General features: G+C 48.6%; 18 protein-coding genes. 9 read left to right on the plus strand and 9 right to left on the minus strand.

Translation table 11 applies throughout. The features are described 5' to 3' along the window. Positions 1–40: 40 nt before the first annotated feature. Positions 41–772, minus strand: a complete 732-nt coding sequence (locus tag OSH01_RS15605) for a YebC/PmpR family DNA-binding transcriptional regulator (RefSeq protein WP_266125060.1) — start codon at positions 770–772, stop codon at positions 41–43. 140 nt (positions 773–912) lie between these two features. On the opposite strand from OSH01_RS15605, the gene OSH01_RS15610 reads away from it, so the two are divergent. Next, a complete protein-coding gene (locus OSH01_RS15610; protein WP_266125061.1) occupies positions 913–2,391 on the plus strand; it encodes a helicase HerA-like domain-containing protein in 1,479 nt (492 codons plus the stop codon). A 53-nt stretch (positions 2,392–2,444) separates the two neighbouring features. Here the strand turns inward: OSH01_RS15610 and OSH01_RS15615 are convergent, their stop codons facing one another. Beyond that, positions 2,445–3,308 (minus strand): DMT family transporter, encoded by an 864-nt coding sequence (locus OSH01_RS15615; protein WP_266125062.1) that lies wholly within the window; start codon positions 3,306–3,308, stop codon positions 2,445–2,447. 88 nt (positions 3,309–3,396) lie between these two features. Between OSH01_RS15615 and OSH01_RS15620 the strand changes: the two genes are divergently transcribed. Beyond that, a complete protein-coding gene (locus OSH01_RS15620; protein ID WP_266125063.1) occupies positions 3,397–4,383 on the plus strand; it encodes a quinone oxidoreductase family protein in 987 nt (328 codons plus the stop codon). A gap of 55 nt (positions 4,384–4,438) precedes the next feature. Here OSH01_RS15620 and OSH01_RS15625 read toward each other — a convergent pair whose 3' ends face one another. After that, positions 4,439–5,452: a class 1 fructose-bisphosphatase gene (locus OSH01_RS15625; RefSeq protein WP_266125064.1), complete on the minus strand. Its 1,014-nt coding sequence runs from the start codon at positions 5,450–5,452 to the stop codon at positions 4,439–4,441. Positions 5,453–5,468: 16 nt separating this feature from the next. Then, a complete protein-coding gene (gene pepN, locus OSH01_RS15630; RefSeq protein ID WP_266125065.1) occupies positions 5,469–8,138 on the minus strand; it encodes an aminopeptidase N in 2,670 nt (889 codons plus the stop codon). Positions 8,139–8,280: 142 nt separating this feature from the next. Here pepN and OSH01_RS15635 point away from each other — a divergent pair, with 142 nt between their 5' ends. After that, entirely contained in the window at positions 8,281–8,934 is a 654-nt protein-coding gene (locus OSH01_RS15635) for a DUF4136 domain-containing protein (protein WP_266125066.1), read from the plus strand. A gap of 31 nt (positions 8,935–8,965) precedes the next feature. On the opposite strand, the gene OSH01_RS15640 is transcribed toward OSH01_RS15635, so the two are convergent. Continuing rightward, a complete protein-coding gene (locus OSH01_RS15640) occupies positions 8,966–9,304 on the minus strand; it encodes an H-NS histone family protein (RefSeq protein ID WP_266125067.1) in 339 nt (112 codons plus the stop codon). A gap of 509 nt (positions 9,305–9,813) precedes the next feature. Here OSH01_RS15640 and tldD point away from each other — a divergent pair. The 6 genes from tldD to thpD all read left to right on the plus strand — a co-directional run bounded on the left by tldD (position 9,814) and on the right by thpD (position 15,269). After that, positions 9,814–11,274, plus strand: a complete 1,461-nt coding sequence (gene tldD, locus OSH01_RS15645; protein ID WP_266125068.1) for a metalloprotease TldD — start codon at positions 9,814–9,816, stop codon at positions 11,272–11,274. A gap of 149 nt (positions 11,275–11,423) precedes the next feature. Next, complete coding sequence (locus OSH01_RS15650; RefSeq protein ID WP_266125069.1) at positions 11,424–11,954, plus strand: MarR family winged helix-turn-helix transcriptional regulator; 531 nt, start codon at positions 11,424–11,426, stop codon at positions 11,952–11,954. Continuing rightward, complete coding sequence (gene ectA, locus OSH01_RS15655; protein ID WP_266125070.1) at positions 11,951–12,508, plus strand: diaminobutyrate acetyltransferase; 558 nt, start codon at positions 11,951–11,953, stop codon at positions 12,506–12,508. The genes OSH01_RS15650 and ectA overlap by 4 nt, the downstream gene beginning before the upstream one ends. A gap of 90 nt (positions 12,509–12,598) precedes the next feature. Continuing rightward, positions 12,599–13,906: a diaminobutyrate--2-oxoglutarate transaminase gene (gene ectB, locus OSH01_RS15660; protein WP_266125071.1), complete on the plus strand. Its 1,308-nt coding sequence runs from the start codon at positions 12,599–12,601 to the stop codon at positions 13,904–13,906. Beyond that, a complete protein-coding gene (locus OSH01_RS15665; protein WP_266125072.1) occupies positions 13,906–14,313 on the plus strand; it encodes an ectoine synthase in 408 nt (135 codons plus the stop codon). Before ectB ends, OSH01_RS15665 begins: the two co-directional genes overlap by 1 nt. Before the next feature lie 26 nt (positions 14,314–14,339). Beyond that, positions 14,340–15,269 carry an ectoine hydroxylase gene (gene thpD, locus OSH01_RS15670; protein ID WP_290459115.1) on the plus strand — a complete coding sequence of 310 codons (930 nt, stop codon included), beginning with the start codon at positions 14,340–14,342 and terminating at the stop codon, positions 15,267–15,269. A 72-nt stretch (positions 15,270–15,341) separates the two neighbouring features. Here the strand turns inward: thpD and ehuA are convergent, their stop codons facing one another. The 4 genes from ehuA to ehuB form a co-directional block, all read right to left on the minus strand. After that, positions 15,342–16,136: an ectoine/hydroxyectoine ABC transporter ATP-binding protein EhuA gene (ehuA, locus tag OSH01_RS15675; protein ID WP_266125073.1), complete on the minus strand. Its 795-nt coding sequence runs from the start codon at positions 16,134–16,136 to the stop codon at positions 15,342–15,344. Beyond that, entirely contained in the window at positions 16,133–16,825 is a 693-nt protein-coding gene (ehuD, locus tag OSH01_RS15680; RefSeq protein WP_266125074.1) for an ectoine/hydroxyectoine ABC transporter permease subunit EhuD, read from the minus strand. The genes ehuA and ehuD overlap by 4 nt, the downstream gene beginning before the upstream one ends. 2 nt (positions 16,826–16,827) lie before the next feature. Continuing rightward, the gene (ehuC, locus tag OSH01_RS15685; protein ID WP_266125075.1) at positions 16,828–17,499 is read right to left on the minus strand and encodes an ectoine/hydroxyectoine ABC transporter permease subunit EhuC; all 672 of its coding nucleotides are present in this window, start codon (positions 17,497–17,499) and stop codon (positions 16,828–16,830) included. A 101-nt stretch (positions 17,500–17,600) separates the two neighbouring features. Continuing rightward, a complete protein-coding gene (gene ehuB / locus OSH01_RS15690) occupies positions 17,601–18,455 on the minus strand; it encodes an ectoine/hydroxyectoine ABC transporter substrate-binding protein EhuB (RefSeq protein ID WP_266125076.1) in 855 nt (284 codons plus the stop codon). Between the last annotated feature and the right edge of the window lie 162 nt (positions 18,456–18,617).

Genomic DNA, 18,617 nt, shown 5'->3' on the forward strand with positions numbered 1-18,617 from the left:
TAACAGTAAAGGGCGTAATGCCACAGGGGTTAAGTAATAATTAATTGAATTCATCCATGACGGCAGTGGTGTAAACCTCTTGTACGTCATCTAGGCTTTCAAGTGCATCGAGTAGTTTTTGCATTTTGATGGCGTCGTCGCCAGCAAGCTCGATTTCATTCATTGCTTTCATCACCACACCCTGCACCTCAGGCTCAAGGTTGGCGGCTTCAAAGGCCATTTTGAGTGCGGTATAGGCCGCAGGCGGGCAAGTGACTTCGATTAAGCCTTCTTCGTCGGTCAAGATATCTTCTGCCCCTGCATCCAATGCAATCTCCATGACTTGATCTTCAGAGGTGCCGGGGGCAAATAGGAATTGGCCGCAGTGATTAAATTGGAAAACGACTGATCCATCCAGGCCTAGGTTGCCTCCGTTTTTGGTAAACGCGTGCCGTACGTCAGAGACCGTGCGTTGGCGGTTGTCAGTCATACAGTCGACGATGACAGCGGCACCGTTGATTCCGTAGCCTTCATAGCGAATTTCTTCGTAATTGCTGTCGTCACCGCCACCAGCACCTCGCTGTATTGCCCGCAAGATATTATCTTTTGGCATATTTGCTGCTGTGGCCTTATCCCAGGCCATGCGCAAGCGCGGATTGCTTTCAGGGTCAGCACCTGCCTCACGTGCAGCAACAGTGACTTCACGTATGATTTTTGTCCACAGCTTGCCGCGCTTAGCGTCTTGGCGTCCCTTGCGGTGCTGAATATTTGCCCATTTACTATGACCAGCCATAATGTTTTTTACCGTTTCAATTGCTTGTATTCATGAAAAGTACTGTCTATTTTAACCTGTCTGTGACATAAGTCCCGAGTAGCGGCTAAAGTGGCTAGAATTCAATCTATTCTTAGCATTCATTTTAAAGTGATACTGGCATGGTGAACCCTATTTCTATAGCTCGCAGCGCACAACACGATGTTTACCTCTTACCGGCGATGGCCAATCGGCACGGCTGTATCACTGGGGCAACAGGAACGGGTAAAACGGTTAGCCTGCAAGTGTTGGCAGAGCAGTTTTCGCGTATGGGAACGGCAGTGTTTATGGCCGATGCCAAAGGTGACTTAAGCGGAGTCTCTCAATCGGGTGATCCAAGTCCTAAGTTGTTGGAGCGACTTGAAAAGCTCCATCTCCCAGAGCCTGTATGGGGGGCAAACCCAGTGACGTTTTGGGACGTATTTGCGCAGCAAGGGCATCCTGTTCGTGTGACGGTGTCAGATATGGGGCCATTATTGTTGGCCCGTATGTTGGAGCTTAACGACACGCAGCAAGGTGTATTGAGCATCGTGTTCAAAGTAGCTGACGATGAAGGGCAATTAGTGCTTGATCTGAAAGACTTGCGGGCGATGCTGCAGCACGTGGCCGATCGGGCGACCGAATTACGGCCACGCTATGGCAATATTGCCGCGGCCTCGGTGGGAGCGATACAGCGGGCCTTGCTGCGTTTAGAAAGTGAAGGGGCGGAACAGTTTTTTGGTGAGCCTGCGTTGGATATCATGGACTGGTTGCGTACGGACGCACAAGGTCGAGGGATGATTAATATTCTGGCGGCTGAACGCTTGATGCAAGCCCCTAGGCTTTATGCCGCCTTTTCTTTATGGATGTTGGCAGAGCTTTATGAGCGTCTTCCCGAGGTAGGCGACGTAGACCAACCGCGCTTAGTCTTCTTCTTTGATGAGGCGCATTTGCTTTTTACCGGAGCCCCCAAGGCTTTAGTGGAAAAAGTCGAGCAAGTGGTGCGTTTGATCCGCTCTAAGGGCGTTGGTATTTATTTTATTACTCAGAATCCCTTGGATATTCCTGAGACTATCTTGGGGCAGTTGGGGAATCGAATTCAACATGCATTGCGTGCTTTTACCCCCCGAGATCAGCGGGCCGTGCGCAGTGCAGCGCAGACGATGCGTCCTAACCCCGGCCTTGATGTCGAGGCCGCCATTACAGAGTTGGGAGTGGGTGAGGCATTAGTATCGATGCTAGATGCTAAAGGTAGCCCAATGCCTACTGAACGTGTATGGATGCAAGCGCCAGGTAGTCGTATTGGACCTGCAAGTGAACTGGAACGGCAGTCAATACGCAACCTGTCCACCCTGACAGGAAAGTATGATCAAGCGATAGACCGGGAGTCTGCCTATGAGGTGTTGTTGCAGCGCACTCAGGAGCAAGCGCAGCAGGTCGCCAAAGATCAAAACAAGCAAGAGGGTGTGCTAGGCATAGTCAATGACTTTTTATTAGGCTCAACGGGCCCCCGAGGCGGACGGCGTGATGGCTTAGTGCAGGCGACGTTAAAAACTGAGGCTCGGCGAATGGCAAGTAAGTTGGTGCGTGGGGTATTAGGCTCGTTGTTGCGCAGTAAATAAACGCTGCGTATAAAGGTATGCCAGAGTCTGTTCTGGTGACGGCAGTTGTAGGCTTAGCTGGGTTTGGCTTGACGTGTTCGTATGCCCGCCCAGCAAATAGCGCTCACCATAATGACGCCCCCTATAATCATACGCAAGCTAGGGTATTGTGCAAATAAAATAGCGGCAAAAGTAATAGCGTAAACCGGCTCTAGGGCGATGACAATTCCGGCACTGCGTGCGTTGAGCACACTTAAACTAGCCACCAACAAAAAGTGCGATAACGCCGTGCAGAATACACCTAGTAAAGCGATCCAAAACCAGTCTAGCCCACTGGCTTGACCAATGAATTCCCATGCAAAGGGCCAGCATAGTAACGCGACGAAGAGATTTTCCCACCACGCTACCTGCTGTGCAGGTAACTGTTTGGCAGCCTTACGGTTAATGAGTGTAAACATAGCAAAGGTAAAGCCTGACAGCACCGCCCATGCCAACCCGATAGTCGATTGATCGGCAAAGTTAAAGCTAGGCGTCACTAGCACTAAACCTAAGGTGACCAAACCCAAAACCAGCCATTCAAAACGGCTGACTCGGTCTTTAAGAGCCCACTCGCCCAGAGTGATAAAGGCAGGAAAGCTGGCGAACCCTAGGGTGGCAATGGCCACACCGGCGACTTTTACGGCATAAAAAAAGGTGCCCCAGTGAATGGCCAGCATGAGAGCAGCCAGTAGCAGCGAAGGGTAATCTCGTAGGTGTAGACCCTTACATATCCCCGTTCTTTGATAGCGCAGGGACAGGCTAAGCGCCACTACGGCAAAGGTCGCGCGGCCCGCGGTAATAAGCAGAGCGCTGGTCTGTATGAGCTCGCCAAAGATACCTGTTAAACCGAACAGTACAGCGGTAATATGAATAGCAATAAAAGCTTGGCGTTGTGTCATGGATGCGGACGTCCCTTAGCTCATAGCAGAGAGAATAATGCTCTGGAGTAAGTGGATCATCAATTTTATTAAGGTAAAGGGTTAAAGTATGAGTCTAACAGTCAAAGCAGTGCGCATTGAGCATCATGGTGGTCCCGAAGTGTTGCAATTCCAGCAAATCGAGTTGGCTGCACCCCATGCCCATGAGGTCACCGTTAGGCATAAAGCAATCGGCCTGAACTTTATTGATATTTATTTTCGTAGTGGTTTATATAGTAACGCGCTACCGCATGGCTTAGGCTTTGAGGCTGCAGGAGTTGTCGAAGCAGTAGGAAGCGAGGTGCGGCATGTGAAAGTTGGCGATAGGGTGGCGTATGGCCAAGCGCCGCTGGGGGCTTATGCGCAAGCTCATAATGTGCCCGCCGATCGCGTGGTGCCCCTACCCGATCAGATCAGTTATGAGCAAGCTGCTGCGTTAATGTTAAAGGGGCTGACATGCTGGTATTTGCTACGTAAGGTGCATGAGGTTCAGGCAGGGGAAACGATCTTATTTCATGCCGCGGCTGGTGGAGTGGGCTTGTATGCTTGTCAATGGGCACGCACCTTAGGTGCTCGTCTTATTGGTACCGCCTCTAGTGGAGAAAAAATAGCCTTGGCCAAGCGGCTGGGGGCTTGGGAGGTGATCGACTACAGCCGTGAGGATGTAGTAGAACGCGTCAAAGAGCTCACTCAAGGGGAAAAAGTGTCGGTAGTGTATGACGGTGTGGGTAAAGATACTTGGGAGCAGTCGTTGGATTGTTTGCAGGCTCGCGGTTTATTGGTCAGTTTTGGCAACGCCTCGGGCCCCGTGACGGGCGTAAATCTGGGTATATTGGCTCAAAAGGGATCTTTGTATGTGACCCGACCCATGTTAGCCGCTTATGTTCCTACTTTAGCGGACATGTTGGCAGCCAGTAAGGAGTTATTTGGATTGGTGCTGAACGGTGATATTGAAGTGCAAATTGGTCAACGTTTTGCTTGGGAAGACGTTGCACAGGCTCATGCTGAGTTGGCGGCACGACGCACAACAGGTTCTACAGTGCTTACTTTGGATTGATGCCCCGGGTGTATAGCAGCCCCCATCAAACTAAGAAATTGATGGGGGGAACAACTTAGTTTGTGTCAGCAGTGTGATACTTGAGTACCCGCGCCACTTCGTTCTTTGAACCTAAAATAACACCTACGCGTTGATGTAAGCCTGTGGGCTGTATATCAAGTATACGTTGCACACCGTCAATGGACATGCCGCCTGCTTGTTCCACTAGCATGCTCATGGGGTTGGCTTCGTACATCAAACGTAGTTTGCCTTCGCGTACCGAGGCGCGTTTATCCCGTGGGTACATGAATACACCTCCACGCGTCAGAATGCGGTGCACATCCGCTACCATTGAGGCAATCCAGCGCATATTGTAGTTTTTGCCTAAAGGCCCTTCTACGCCTTGTAGGCAGTCATCGATATAGCGTTTTACGGGTGGCTCCCAATGACGCATATTGGACATGTTGATGGCAAACTCAGCAGTGTCTTCGGGAATACACAGACGTTCGCTGGTCAGCACCCAAGAACCCATTTCTTTATCTAAGGTAAAGGAAGCCACCCCGTCGCCTACGGTCAAGATCAGCATAGTTTGGGGGCCATACACTGCATAGCCCGCTGCCACTTGTTTGTAACCGGCTTGCAAGAAATCAATTTCTTGAATGTCGCGTTGACGGGCCTCTTCGGGAACTTGCAGCACTGAGAAAATCGTTCCGATGGAAACGTTGACATCAATGTTGGATGAGCCGTCTAAAGGATCGAACAGTAAAAGGTTGTCGCCCTTGGGATAGTACTCAGGAATGCGATGTAGGGTATCCATTTCCTCGGAAGCCATGGCGGCCAGATTGCCCCCCCACTCATTGGCTTCTAAGAGAATTTCATTTGACAGTACATCGAGTTTCTTTTGCACTTCGCCTTGGACGTTTTCGCTTTCCAAGCTACCTAGTACGCCACCTAATGCCCCTTTGCTGACGGCGTGTCCAATGGCTTTGCATGCTCTGGCAACTGTTTCGAGTAGCAAGCGTACATCGGCGGTAACCGTGCCTTTCGTACGTTGTTGCTCAACGAGGTATTGAGTAAGATTCTTCTTCAAGTAAGACTCCGGTTTTTTAAAGAGTTAATGCTTTCAGTATGATTTCGCGCACATTGGCAGAGAGCTGTGTTTGCGCAGCTATATGTTCTAGCGCAGCTTTTAATTCGCTTTGTATAGGAAGCTCAAAGCGCGCCCAGTTATCAAATACACGGGCCAGTCGCGCGGCAATTTCAGGGTTTAGCTTATCCAGCGCGAGCACTTGCTCAGCCCAGAAAGAGTAACCAGCCTGGGTATGCACAGCACCTAGATTATTGATGCAGAATTGAAAAATGAGGCTACGTGCTCGATTGGGGTTACGCAGGGTAAAGGCAGGGTGTAGCATCAATCCACGTACTTTCTCAGTGTCCGTGTCCGGTGCGCAAGCTTGTAAGCTAAACCAGCGATCTATCACTAACGGTTTATGTTGCCATTGAGTGTAAAACTGTTCTAGGGCTGCTTGTTTGTGCTCTGGCGGGGCGTAGTGTACTAGCACACTCAGGGCTGCTAGTTGGTCTGTCATATTGTTGGCATCGTTAAATTGACGTAGCGCCAGTTGCAATGCCGTGCTTACTCCTGCTGCGGCGAGATAGTTTAATGCCAAGTTTTTTAAGGCTCGTTTTCCTGCAGATAAAGCATCTGATTGGTAGGCCCCCGATTGCTGATGGTATTGATACAGCTCTTGCCAGTAAGGGGCTAAACCTAGGCCCAAATCCTGCTGTAGTGTTCGTTTGGCTTGCACCACACGTTGTGGATTCATGGGGCGAGTTTGTTCTAATAGCTCACGTTCGCTAGGTAAACTAAGTATCCGCGCCAGATAAGCAGGGCTAAGTGTTTTATCTTGGATAAGTGCCAAAAAGGTTTGCAGGAGCACAGGCCTGTTTTGGCGCGCTGAGTGTTCAGCGGCCAGTAAGTGGCGGGTGAGCAGCAGTTGCATGGCTTCCCAGCGGGCGAAGGGCTCTGGGTCGTGCTGGGCTAAGAGTGATAGTTCAGCATCGCTACGGTAATACTCGACTTTTATCGGTGCTGAAAACTGGCGTAGTAAAGAAAGCACAGGTCGCTCACGTAGGTCGCTTAGGTGCCAGCTTTGGGATGACTGCTGCAGATTCAAAATCACGTCGGTGTGCGTTTGCCCATCCAGGCTGAAAGCTTGTGTTTGGCCTTGAGCGTTGAGCATTCCTAAACGGAATGGAATATGAAGAGGCGGTTTTTCATGCGCATGGCGAGTCTCTATACCCACAGCAGGATTGCGCTGTGTCAGGGTTACCGTGGCTGAGCGTTGAGTCTCATCGTAGTCCAACTGCACCGCCACGGTAGGGGTGCCCGCTTGTTCGTACCAGCGGCGGAAAGTTTCCAGAGTATATTCTGGTCCGCGTTGACGATAAATGGTGTCTAGGGCATCAAGAAAGTCATCGCAGCTAACGGCTTGGCCATCATGGCGAGCAAAATATTCGCGCATACCCGCCTGGAAATCTTGCTCTCCTAGCAGGGTATGCAGCATGCGTATAACTTCAGCCCCCTTTTCATAAATGGTGGCGGTGTAAAAGTTACTAATTTCTTCGTAACTTTCTGGCCGGATGGGGTGGGCCATAGGGCCGGCATCTTCAGGAAATTGGGCACTGCGTAAAATACTGACATCGTCGATGCGTTTGACGGCTCGTGCGCTAAGCGCTTCGACACCGTCTAATCCTTGTGCCTGCATATCGGCTGAGAACTCTTGATCGCGAAATACGGTGAGGCCTTCCTTGAGTGATAACTGGAACCAATCTTTGCATGTGACCCTATTACCTGTCCAATTATGAAAGTACTCATGGCCAATAACGGCTTCTATGGCTTGATAGCTACTATCTGTGGTGGTGCTAGGATGGGCCAGGACATAAGCGGCGTTAAATATATTGAGCCCTTTATTTTCCATGGCACCCATATTGAAGTCATGCGCAGCAACAATCATAAAACGATCTAAATCGAGTTCTAAGCCAAAACGCTGCTCATCCCAACGCACCGAGTTTTCTAGGCATTGCATGGCCCATTCAGTGTTGGCGTAGTCGCCTTTGTCACTGTAAACCTGTAATAGGGCTTTGGCACCGCTTGCTTTTTGAATTTCTTTGCTACGTACATCAAAATCACCCGCTACTAAGGCAAATAGGTAGCTAGGCTTAGGGAAGGGGTCTTCCCAAATAGCTTGGTGATAACCGGCCTCAAGATCTTCGCTTGCGAGTAAATTACCATTCGAAAGTAGAATGGGATAGTGTGCCTTCTTAGCGCGTAGCACCACTTTATACGTCGCCATAACGTCAGGGCGATCCGGAAAGTAGGCGATGCGTCTAAATCCCTGAGCTTCACACTGAGTAAATAAATGTGCCCCTGAAACATAAAGCCCCATGAGCGTAGTATTTAAAGCGGGTTTGCAAACGCTGACGATTTCTACAATATTTTTTGTTTGCTTAGGGTATAAAGTTAAGCTGTTTTCTTCTGCTTTAAAGTCGGTGGTAGGTAGCAGTACCCCATTTAAAGAGACGCTCAGTAGCTTAAGCTCCTCACCATCTAGTATTAATGGCGTGGGCGTTGGCCCTTTGCTGTGAGCCTCAAAGCGAATGAGTACTTGGCTAGATTCGGAGTCTAAATCAAACTGTAGCTCGACCGCTTGGATGTCGTAGGGGTAAGGTTGATAGTCGTAACGAGAAATAGTGACTGGAGAGTCGGTGCGCATAGGGATACTCATGACTAAAGGGCTAAACAGGTTTATTGTACTGGTTAGTATGGAGTCTACGTTATTGGGTGGAACTTCGATTCGTTTTTTGGGTCTTAATCAACATCACGTTTTAGGCCCTATAGGGCATAAAGGTTGACACATGAATACATGTAATCAGCGGCAAGATCATGCTTTTGTACGGGCGTTTCGCTTCGGAGTGTTGGTAAGTTTGGCCTTTTTAACGGCCTGTGCAGCGCCTAGCTGGTCGGCCAAGCTGACACGGTTTCAACAATGGCCGGCCGATACGATGGGGGCCACTTACTCTATCCAGGCAAACCCAACTCAGGCTAATAATCTTGAGTATTTGGCTTTTGCAGATATGATACGCGCTTCTATCGGATCAACTGGTTTGGTCGAGGCACAAAATTTAAGCGCCGCACGTTTTGCGGTTAATTTTGATTATGGCGCCACAGTAGAGCAACGTTGGGTCGAGCGCTACCGAGATTCCGTGTATGGACCATGGGGCTGGGGAGGCGGTTATTACGGAATGAATGATGGATGGGCAGGCGGTTTATTTTACTCGCCTCCGCCGGTGGTCAATGTTCCGGTGCAGGCATATAAAAATAGTTTAACCGTTATAATTAAAGATCAGACACAGGAAGATAAGGAAGTTTATCGTGCGCAGGCAGTTAGCTATAGCGAAAGTGATAATTTAACACTGCAAATGCCTTATTTGACCCGCGCAGTGTTCGATGACTTTCCAGGTAATAACGGACAGGTGATTGATATCACCTACCAAAAAAGCCGTCAATAAATGACGGCTTTTATCCTTGCTTAGATCTGACTTATTTAATTAGGAAAGAGTCACGCTCTTTGCCAGCAGCATCAGCATCGAGAATCCAACGTGGTGGACGACCACGCCCAGTCCAGGTGTCACCTGTAGCAGGATTACGGTATTTTGGAGGAAGTACGGACTTGGACTGACTCACACCTTTAGCACCTCGTTTTTTGGTGCTTTCTAGGGCCTGCGTAAGCTCTTCGATGGTAATTTCGTTGTCCTGCATGGAGCGTACGATCGAAGTAATGATAGGGCGACGCTGTTTAACTTTCAAAGTTTTCATTTGGCGTTGTAGGCGCAAAATTTCTTTCTCGATTTTCTGTTTTGCCGTAGAGTAAGTTTCCATTGTTCGTTTTTCCTGTTTGGTTTGTGATTTTATTGAGTCAATCGTAATAAACTTTATTGCGATTTATCTTGTATTTATGATTTTACTTCTGTTTTTAAAAAATAATAAGTGCTGAAACGAATTATTTTGTTTCCATTACCAACATAGCCTTGTGCGCTTGGTGTTTTCGTCGAGATTAGGATGTTAATACTCGGTGGTTTGCACTGGATGTTTATTCTAATGAAAGTTTAGCTTGGGGGATAGTTGTAATGTCAGGTGGCTTAGAGTAACAGGGTTAGTGTTGTTCTTGTGTAACCTAGTTTTAATAATCCCGAGATTGGCGTAATCCTTCCACAGAAGGTCTCTTTCTCATTTTGATATTGCTGGTTTGCTTTTATGAGCGAGCTCAAAGAGGCCTGAAGCAGCCTGATTTTTGTTTTAATCTATTTTGATTTTTGATTTTATAATACCTTTCTGCCTTCGGTGCCCTCTAGGGCCTGAAGTACCTTTAGCAGCGTTTAGGAAAACATATGAATGTGCTTGACCCCACGATAGATGCTTTAGCAACGGCTCGTGGCTTGTTATTAGAGCCTTGGGGCTTGGATGAGTCACACCTAGGCATGGCTTTAGACGAAATTTTTGTCCACAAGGCCGATTATGCAGACCTTTACTTTCAATACACTCGCTCGGAAGGCTGGAGCCTCGATGAGGGTATGGTTAAAACGGGTAGTTTTTCTATCGAGCAGGGTGTGGGCGTGCGTGCCTTAAGTGGGGAAAAAACAGCCTTTGCTTATTCAGATAGCTTACAACTGGATGCTTTGCTTTCCTCAGCTCGAGTCGTGCGCTCTATTGCTAGTCAAGGTGGTCAAGCAAAACAAAAAATTTTGACGCCTTGGCAAAGTAATAAGCCCTCTTTATATACAGGTTTGGACCCCATCGCTAGTTTAGATGCGAATGAGAAGGTCGCTTTGCTGACCCGTCTAGATACCATGGCCCGTGCCGCTGACTCACGTGTTATTCAAGTGATGGCAAGTTTAGGGGCTGAGTACGATGTCGTGTTAATCGCCGGCAGCGACGGACGACTAGTAGCTGATGTGCGGCCGTTGGTGCAGTTGTCTTTGTCGCTGATTATGGAAAAGGATGGGCGCCGAGAGCGGGGCTATGCCTCGGGCGGTGGACGTGTAAACTTGTCTTATTTTGATGATGAATTGCTGCGCAGTTACGTTGACAAAGCGATTCACGCAGCATCCGTTAACCTAGAGGCACGTCCTGCTCCAGCGGGCGAAATGACGGTGGTTTTAGGATCTGGCTGGCCCGGCATCATGCTCCATGAGGCGGTGGGACACGGGTTGGAAGGCGATTTCAATCGCCGCGGCAGTAGTATATTTAGTGGCCGCATTGGCGAGCGAGTCGCTTCGCCAGGGGTAACGGTCATTGACGACGGCACCTTGGCTCAGCGCCGTGGTTCACTGAATGTGGATGATGAAGGTACGCCCACTCAAAGTACGGTCTTGATTGAAGATGGAATATTGCGTGCTTATTTGCAAGATAAGCATAATGCTCGCCTAATGAAGACGCGCTCGACAGGTAACGGTAGACGGGAATCCTATGCCTGCCTACCTATGCCTCGCATGACGAATACTTTTATGCTAGGTGGGGATACAGATCCACAAGAGATCATCGCATCGGTGAAAAAAGGTTTGTATGCGGTGGACTTTGGCGGCGGCCAAGTAGATATCACCAGTGGTAAGTTCGTTTTCTCGGCCTCCGAGGCCTGGATGATTGAAAATGGTAAGCTCATGTATCCGGTGAAGGGTGCTACCTTAATTGGAAATGGTCCAGAGGCCATGAATCAAGTAACGATGATAGGTAACGACATGCGTCTGGATTCAGGGGTAGGTACCTGTGGCAAGGAGGGGCAAAGTGTCCCTGTAGGGGTAGGCATGCCAACAGTGCGCATGGAAGGTTTGACGGTGGGCGGAACAGCCTAAGGGATCACCTTTAGCACGCCGAGCCAGCCCTGCTTTGAGCAGGGCTTTTTTGTAAACTTTTTTACTTTTTGAAGTTTGACTAAAATCATTCGCGAGCATATCATTTGAGTAGCAATGAATTTGGCTGAACTAATTTGGTTGGCTAATTAATGATGAATCAAAATATGGATTATGACTTACGCATTTTGCGTGCTTTACGGCAGATAACTCGTTCGATTGCCCTGCACTCGAGGCAGTTGTCCTCGTATAGCAATATTACGGCGCCTCAGCTCATTTGCTTACGCACCGTTATCGAGAAGGGGCCGCTGACGGCCACTGCCATTAGTCGTGAAATGCACGTCAGTCCCAGTACCGTAGTAGGTATTTTGGATCGCCTTGAAGACAAGCAATTAATTTTGCGCGAACGAGGGCGTGAGGATAGGCGCATCGTATTTATTACTGCCACTGAGGCGGGTGTCGTGTTAGCGCAAGAAACGCCTTCACCATTGCAAAAAAAGCTGGCAGATTCGTTAAAAAATCTACCTGAGTTAGAACAAGCCACTATGACGATGGCTTTGGAGCGCATCGTGAGTTTTCTGGACTCCGATGCGGAAACTTTGCAAGAAACCACTGATTTGGTTTCACCTATATTGGAGGTCCCGGAAGGCTCCGTCCCGCCGGAGTCTGGGTTAGTTGTGTGAGATATCTATTTATTCCCAGTAAAGCTGAGAAAAATAATGCCACAGCCGGGGAGGTTGCTGAGCCTGACCCATGGGTATTACGCACCCCCGGTCTACAGGATGGCTATGCCATCCATCAACTGATAGCGGCGTGTCCGCCGCTTGATCTTAATTCTGTCTATGTTTACTTATTGCTCTGCGAGCATTTCTCTGGCACCTGCGTGGTTGCCGCCAGAGAGCACGATGTAGACGGATTTATCTCAGCCTATCGTCTTCCCGAAAAACCAAACACCTTGTTTGTTTGGCAAGTTGCCGTGCATGAACGTGCTCGTGGCAGTGGTTTGGGTCAACGCATGTTGCAGTACTTGCTAGAACATGTCGCTGATGTGCAGTTCATTGAGACCACTGTCAGTCCAGATAATCAGGCATCACGTCGCATGTTTGAGTCCTTGGCTCAGGATCACGCGGTGTCGTTGCAAGAGTCAGAGTTTTTTGAGCAAAGTGCGTTTGGAGAGCAGGATCATCCAAGCGAGCCTTTATTAAGAATGGGTCCCTTCGTTCGCATAACAGCGTAACTGGGGCGCCATAACTCGAGAAAGCATATGGCTGCCTGCTCCTAGCGTAATAGCTTGGATGCTGTATGTTTTGCAACCAGGAGAGGAAAGATGACAGATTTAAAAATATTTGACCGGATGGAGTCGGAAGTTAGAGGCTATATCCGGTCGTTCCCTGTGGTGTTTAAAAAAGCCAGAGGCTCAGTATTAGAAGATGAGCATGGCAGGGAATACGTAGACTTTTTTAGTGGTGCTGGCACCCTTAATTATGGTCATAACAACCCCGTTTTAAAAAGTCGCTTAATCGAGTACTTGAACACGGACGGCTTAGTACATGGCCTAGATATGGCCACGAGTGCAAAAAAGCAGTTTTTAGAAACCGTAGATCGTTTATTGCTCAAGCCTCGCAACTGGAACTACAAGTTGCAATTTACAGGCCCTACTGGCACCAATGCGGTAGAGGCAGCGCTTAAGCTGGCCCGTAAGGTAAAAGGGCGCCAAAACATTATTTCTTTTACTCACGGCTTTCATGGCGTAAGCATGGGGTCACTAGCGACCACAGCCAACGCGAAGTTTCGTAACGCGGCAGGCTTAGCGCTAAATAGCACGAGCTTTATCCCCTACGACGGATATTTTGGTCCTGATGTCAATACCATGGCTTATCTCGAACGCATGCTCGAGGATCCTAGCAGTGGGCTAGATCATCCTGCTGCGGTAATTGTTGAGACCGTGCAAGGTGAAGGTGGCGTGAATGTAGCCACCCAGCGTTGGTTGCGCGAATTACAGCGTTTGTGCCGCGAGCACGATATGTTACTGATCGTGGACGATATTCAAGTCGGCTGCGGTCGCACAGGTACTTTCTTCAGTTTTGAGCAGGCGGGGATTCAACCCGACATCATTACCCTTTCCAAATCTTTATCAGGTTTTGGTTTGCCGATGTCCTTGGTGCTGTTCAAACCTGAGTTGGATACTTGGAAACCCGGTGAGCACAGCGGAACATTCCGCGGCAATAATTTAGCTTTTGTCACTGCGAGTCAAGCCTTGGAAAGTTACTGGAGCGACGCCCAGTTCACACAACAAATTCAGAAAAAAGAGCAGCTAGTACGAGACTGGCTGGAAAACATAGTGCAAAGCTTTCCGCAAGCGGGCCTGAGTGTACGAGGCCGGGGTTTGATTCAGGGTTTGGTGACTACCCCAGGTGAAGGGTTGGCCAATCGCATCGCGGCGAAAGCTTTTGAGCAAGGTTTGGTGATTGAAACCTCGGGCTCTCACGATGAAGTGTTAAAAGTTTTGCCTGCGCTCACCATTGAGCCCGAGCAGTTAACTCGCGGCTTGCATGTTATCGAGGCCAGCTTGGCGCAATGCTTAGCAGAGCGTGGTCACAAAGCGCGAGTAGTAAAAATAGGAGGAGCACGTTAATGATAGTTAAAAATCTGAAAGACGTAATTGGTACTAAAGATGAAATCCGGACAGATAACTGGGTGAGCCGTCGAGTTTTGTTAAAAAAAGATGGCATGGGTTTTTCATTTCATGAGACCACCATTTTTCCTGGCACCGAAACACATATTCATTATCAGAATCATCTTGAGGCGGTATGGTGCATAGAAGGAGATGGTGAGATTGAGACCATCGCCGACGGTAAAAAGTATGCGTTAGGCCCTGGGGTGGTATATGCCTTGAACGAGCACGATGAGCATTGGCTACGTGGGGGCAAAGAGCCTTTGCGGGTAATTTGCGTCTTCAATCCGCCCTTAACAGGAAATGAAGTTCATAACGAAGAGGGTGTTTATCCTCTAGTCCATGATGAACTGAGCTCTACGATCTAGTCGTAAAAGAAGTAAAGGAGTAAGCAATGTCTATTACTTTGATGCATGACCCCTATGCTTCGCGTGGGGAGGTTCAGGAGGCGGCGATTATTACTCGTCGTGAGCCTGTAGTGTATGGTGAGGGACACTATGCGGATGCCTTAAGCGCCCAGCAATTAAGCGATTACGAGCGCAATGGTTTTGTGGTGTTGCCTGAGCTTTTTAACGCGCGTGAGGTACAGGCTTTGTTGGACGAGTTAACGACCATGTCTGCCGACAGGGGCTTGCTCGGTCGTGATGAGGCGATTACTGAACCAGATAGCCTTGCTTTGCGTTCGATTTTTAAAGTCCATAAGCTGAACCCTTTGCTGGGCAAGCTGGCTCGTGACCCGCGGGTCATCCACGTGGCACGGCAAGTGTTAGGGTCTGAGGTTTACTTGCATCAGTCACGTATCAATATGAAGCCAGGCTTTAATGGTAAAGAGTTTTATTGGCATTCAGACTTTGAAACTTGGCATGTGGAAGACGGTATGCCCAGTATGCGCGCGGTAAGCTGCTCTATTTTGTTAACGGATAACAATGCGTGTAATGGCCCTTTAATGTTGGTGCCTGGTTCACACAGACAGTTTATTGCGTGTGCGGGTGAGACCCCTGAACATAACTATAAGCACTCCTTAAAACAGCAGGAAACTGGGGTGCCGGACGAGTTAAGCTTAAAACTGCTAGTCGAACAGGGTGGGATTGAAGCGGTGACTGCTAAAGCGGGTTCGGTGATTTTCTTTGAGTGCAACACCATGCATGGTTCAAGCGGAAATATATCGCCTTGGCCAAGGGCGAATGCGTTTTTCGTGTATAACAGTATGGAAAATACCTTGGGGGAACCGCGTGATGGATTGGCTCCACGACCCGAATACATCGCGACGCGTGAATCCTTTGAGCCTTTACAGCCTTTAGGTAGTAGCTTCTTGGTAGAGTAAATCTAGCTACTAGGTAAAACAGAAACAGCGCTATTTCTAAAAAATAGCGCTGTTTTTATTTTATGAAACGAGTTAGTTGCCGTTCTTAATGAAGCTGCTTAAAAACTCTTGGGTTCGTATTTCTTGTGGCTGGGTCAGTAATTGTTCAGGTGGCCCCGATTCCACCACAACGCCTTTGTCAAAGAAGCACACGCGATCAGAGATCTCTTTGGCAAATTGCATTTCGTGTGTCACCAATAACATGGTTAAGTCGTGCTCTTCGGAAAGGCGCTGAATGACGCTGAGCACTTCACCGACTAGCTCGGGATCCAAAGCCGAGGTAGGCTCATCAAATAGCATGATGTTGGGGCGCATGGCTAAGGCGCGCGCAATGCCTACACGCTGCTGTTGACCGCCCGACAGTTGACTGGGGAATTTGTCCGCTTGATCAGTCATCCCGACTAAGTCTAAGTAGTACGCTGCCCGCTCTTTTGCCTCGGCTTTACTTAAGCCCAGCACTTGCACAGGGGCTTCGGTCACGTTTCTCGTGACGGACATGTGCGGGAATAAGTTGAATTGCTGAAACACCATGCCCATTTCTTTACGCATAGCCCGTAAGTGAGCTTCACTAGCAGGTATCAGCGTGCCATTTCTTTCTTCATGCCATAAAGGTTTACCGGCAACACTGATAAATCCTTCGTCAATGTCTTCTAAGGTCATGAGTATGCGTAGCACCGTAGACTTGCCTGAGCCGGAGGGGCCGATAATAGTAACTTTTTCGCCTTTACGGACATCGAAGTTAAGTTTATCGAGGACGGTTACCGCGCCAAAGCGTTTGGTGACGTCTTTGAATTCAATAATAGGGGGAGAAGTACTGGCCTGATTCATCGTAAGGGGATTCCTTCTTTTGGAAGTTTCATATCCAAGCGGCGTATGGCCGCTGACGCCACTAAGGTCAAGATGAGGTAAAGCGCACCGACCATAGATAGCGGGATAAGGTAATTAAAAGTCCGGTCGCCAATAATACGGGCGACATTCAACATTTCTAATACAGCTACGACGGATAAGACGGGAACGTCTTTCATAATGGATACCAGGTAATTACCCATCGCAGGAATAATACGAGGAATCGCTTGTGGCAACACGATAGTGGTGAAAATACGTAAAGGTGACAAATCTAAGGAGCGCGCTGCTTCCGTTTGACCGGGCGTGACTGACTCAAGGCCGGCTCTATATACCTCGGATAAATACGCACTGTATTGGATACCTAATGCTAGGGCTCCGGTTAAAAAGGCAGGTAACACAATGCCATAATCTGGAAGTACGTAATAAAGAAAGAAAAGTTGTACTAATAAGGGAGTGTCTCGGATGAATTCCGTTATGAAGCGAGCCGGCCAAGCCACTATTTTGAGCCTTACGCTTTTCAACCCTGCTAATAGCAAGCCCAATACCGCGGCTACAAAAAAACCCACAACCGTTGCTTGTAAGGTGACTCCCATGCCTATTAGCAAGATGGGTAATATGGACCATGCAAAAGCAAGATTGCTGCTCGTGTCCCATGCGATGCCAAATAACATTCTTATGCCCTCCCAGCGCGCCAACGGCTTGTGTAGCGCTCCAGTATTTTCATGATGGCGGTCAAGACTAGCGCCATGCCGAAGTACATGCAGAGCAATAAGGTGTACACCGTGGTGCTGTCTTGGGTGTAGTTACGAATCTGTTCAGCCCGAAAGGCGAGATCGGTCAGGCTGATCAAAGAGACTAGGGCCGTGTCTTTTAAGTTTTGTACGGCTAAGTTACCGAAACTAGGCATCATTTCTGGGATCGCTTGAGGAATAGAAATGCGCCAGAGTGTTTGCGATTCAGTAAAGTCTAGGGCTTTAGCAGCCTCTAGTTGCGACGGAGGAACGGCTTGAAGCGCCCCCCGCACCACCTCGGCTCCGTAGGCCCCAATATTGAGTGATAAGGCTAGTGTGCCCGCTAATACAGGGGGTAGGCGCCAATCAAAACCTAACATTTCGCCCAGCAGGGGGAGGGCAAAATAAAGCCAAAACAGTTGGACTAATAAGGAGGTGCCGCGAAACACTTCAATAAACGTAATAGCTAATGCTCTAATCGGCAAAATACGAGATAACTTACCGATACCAAAAGCAAATGCAAAGAAGGCCCCCAATATGGTTGAGTAAATGGTGAGTTTGACCGTTACCCATGCGCCTTCTAGCAGTAAGGGGCTATAGCTTAACCAGTCCATAAAGTCACTTTATAGAGTTGTAAAAAAAAGGGCGTAAGGCCACAGAGCCTTCGCCCCACCGATGTGTCAAACTGAAGGCCGTGTGGGCCGAGTTCATGGCATTAGGATGCGCACAGTGTCGCAGTGTCTTTATTAAAAGACTGCTCCTGATCTTCAGCCGTAAAGCCGTAGTCATCTAATATTGCTCGCCATTCAGCTGTTTTTTTGAATGCAGCGAGCTCTTTGTTAACCGCATCACGAAAGTCTTCGGAGTCTTGTGCAAAGGTAAATCCTCCCCAACTACGTACAGGTTCGCCATTAATGACAGGATCGGTAAATTCCTTTGCCAACTCTACGTTTTTTCCCTTTTTAGCTAATTCATTCACTGTTAGGCCAGTGGCGGCATAAGCATCGGCACGTCCAGTAGAGACCGTGGAAATGGCATCGGCATTGTTGGAGATGGTCACGAGTTGGTTCTCCTTAACGCCTAAGGCTTGCAGCATTTCCAATTGATCTGCGCCAGCCATAATCGCTATTTTGTGCTCGCCCCCAGCAAAGTCTTCATAGGAATGTAGCTCTTTCGGGTTACCTTTTTGTACCAACAGGCCCTCACCGTAGGAGCTATTAGGCTCGGAGAACAAAATTTGTCTGCAGCGCTCTGGCAGTATGGCCATTTCGGCGGCCACCATATCAAACCGCTTGGCTTGCAAGCCCGGTATCAGGGAGCTGAAATTAGCAGTTTCCCATTCAATGTTTTCTATGCCCAAGCGTTTCATGATTGCTTGGGCGACATCAGGTCCGGCTCCTTTGGCTTGACCTTTCAGATCCATAAAACCAAATGGGATTTCGTTTGCGACGGCAATACGCACAGTGCCGCGCTGTTTCACTTCATCCAGGCTAATGGCATGCGCGCTGGACAGTCCCAGCCCCGTTAACATGAGGGCAGCGGTTAGAGTCGTGCGATAAGTCAGCTTCATGCTAATTCCTTATTTTGTTTCAGTATTGGTGGCTAATAGTTAGCTCAGTAAATCATGCTTATGGTAATCATACATCGGTAAATCATTTCAACTCAAATCAATTTGATAATAACTATTGCTAGGTTTGGTTCGTTAGACCCAAGCTACTGGGATAGACAGAAA

Source organism: Alcaligenes endophyticus, from assembly GCF_026344035.1.
Classification (GTDB): Bacteria; Pseudomonadota; Gammaproteobacteria; order Burkholderiales; family Burkholderiaceae_B; genus Alcaligenes; species Alcaligenes endophyticus.

Excerpts from the sequence above, each read along its gene's own strand:
- OSH01_RS15605 (WP_266125060.1), bottom strand. The coding sequence starts at position 772 with ATGGCTGGTCATAGTAAATGGGCAAATATTCAGCACCGCAAGGGACGC.
- OSH01_RS15610 (WP_266125061.1), top strand. The coding sequence starts at position 913 with ATGGTGAACCCTATTTCTATAGCTCGCAGCGCACAACACGATGTTTAC.
- OSH01_RS15615 (WP_266125062.1), bottom strand. The coding sequence starts at position 3,308 with ATGACACAACGCCAAGCTTTTATTGCTATTCATATTACCGCTGTACTG.
- OSH01_RS15620 (WP_266125063.1), top strand. The coding sequence starts at position 3,397 with ATGAGTCTAACAGTCAAAGCAGTGCGCATTGAGCATCATGGTGGTCCC.
- pepN (WP_266125065.1), bottom strand. The coding sequence starts at position 8,138 with ATGCGCACCGACTCTCCAGTCACTATTTCTCGTTACGACTATCAACCT.
- OSH01_RS15635 (WP_266125066.1), top strand. The coding sequence starts at position 8,281 with ATGAATACATGTAATCAGCGGCAAGATCATGCTTTTGTACGGGCGTTT.
- OSH01_RS15640 (WP_266125067.1), bottom strand. The coding sequence starts at position 9,304 with ATGGAAACTTACTCTACGGCAAAACAGAAAATCGAGAAAGAAATTTTG.
- tldD (WP_266125068.1), top strand. The coding sequence starts at position 9,814 with ATGAATGTGCTTGACCCCACGATAGATGCTTTAGCAACGGCTCGTGGC.
- OSH01_RS15650 (WP_266125069.1), top strand. The coding sequence starts at position 11,424 with ATGATGAATCAAAATATGGATTATGACTTACGCATTTTGCGTGCTTTA.
- ectB (WP_266125071.1), top strand. The coding sequence starts at position 12,599 with ATGACAGATTTAAAAATATTTGACCGGATGGAGTCGGAAGTTAGAGGC.
- OSH01_RS15665 (WP_266125072.1), top strand. The coding sequence starts at position 13,906 with ATGATAGTTAAAAATCTGAAAGACGTAATTGGTACTAAAGATGAAATC.
- thpD (WP_290459115.1), top strand. The coding sequence starts at position 14,340 with ATGTCTATTACTTTGATGCATGACCCCTATGCTTCGCGTGGGGAGGTT.
- ehuA (WP_266125073.1), bottom strand. The coding sequence starts at position 16,136 with ATGAATCAGGCCAGTACTTCTCCCCCTATTATTGAATTCAAAGACGTC.
- ehuD (WP_266125074.1), bottom strand. The coding sequence starts at position 16,825 with ATGTTATTTGGCATCGCATGGGACACGAGCAGCAATCTTGCTTTTGCA.
- ehuC (WP_266125075.1), bottom strand. The coding sequence starts at position 17,499 with ATGGACTGGTTAAGCTATAGCCCCTTACTGCTAGAAGGCGCATGGGTA.
- ehuB (WP_266125076.1), bottom strand. The coding sequence starts at position 18,455 with ATGAAGCTGACTTATCGCACGACTCTAACCGCTGCCCTCATGTTAACG.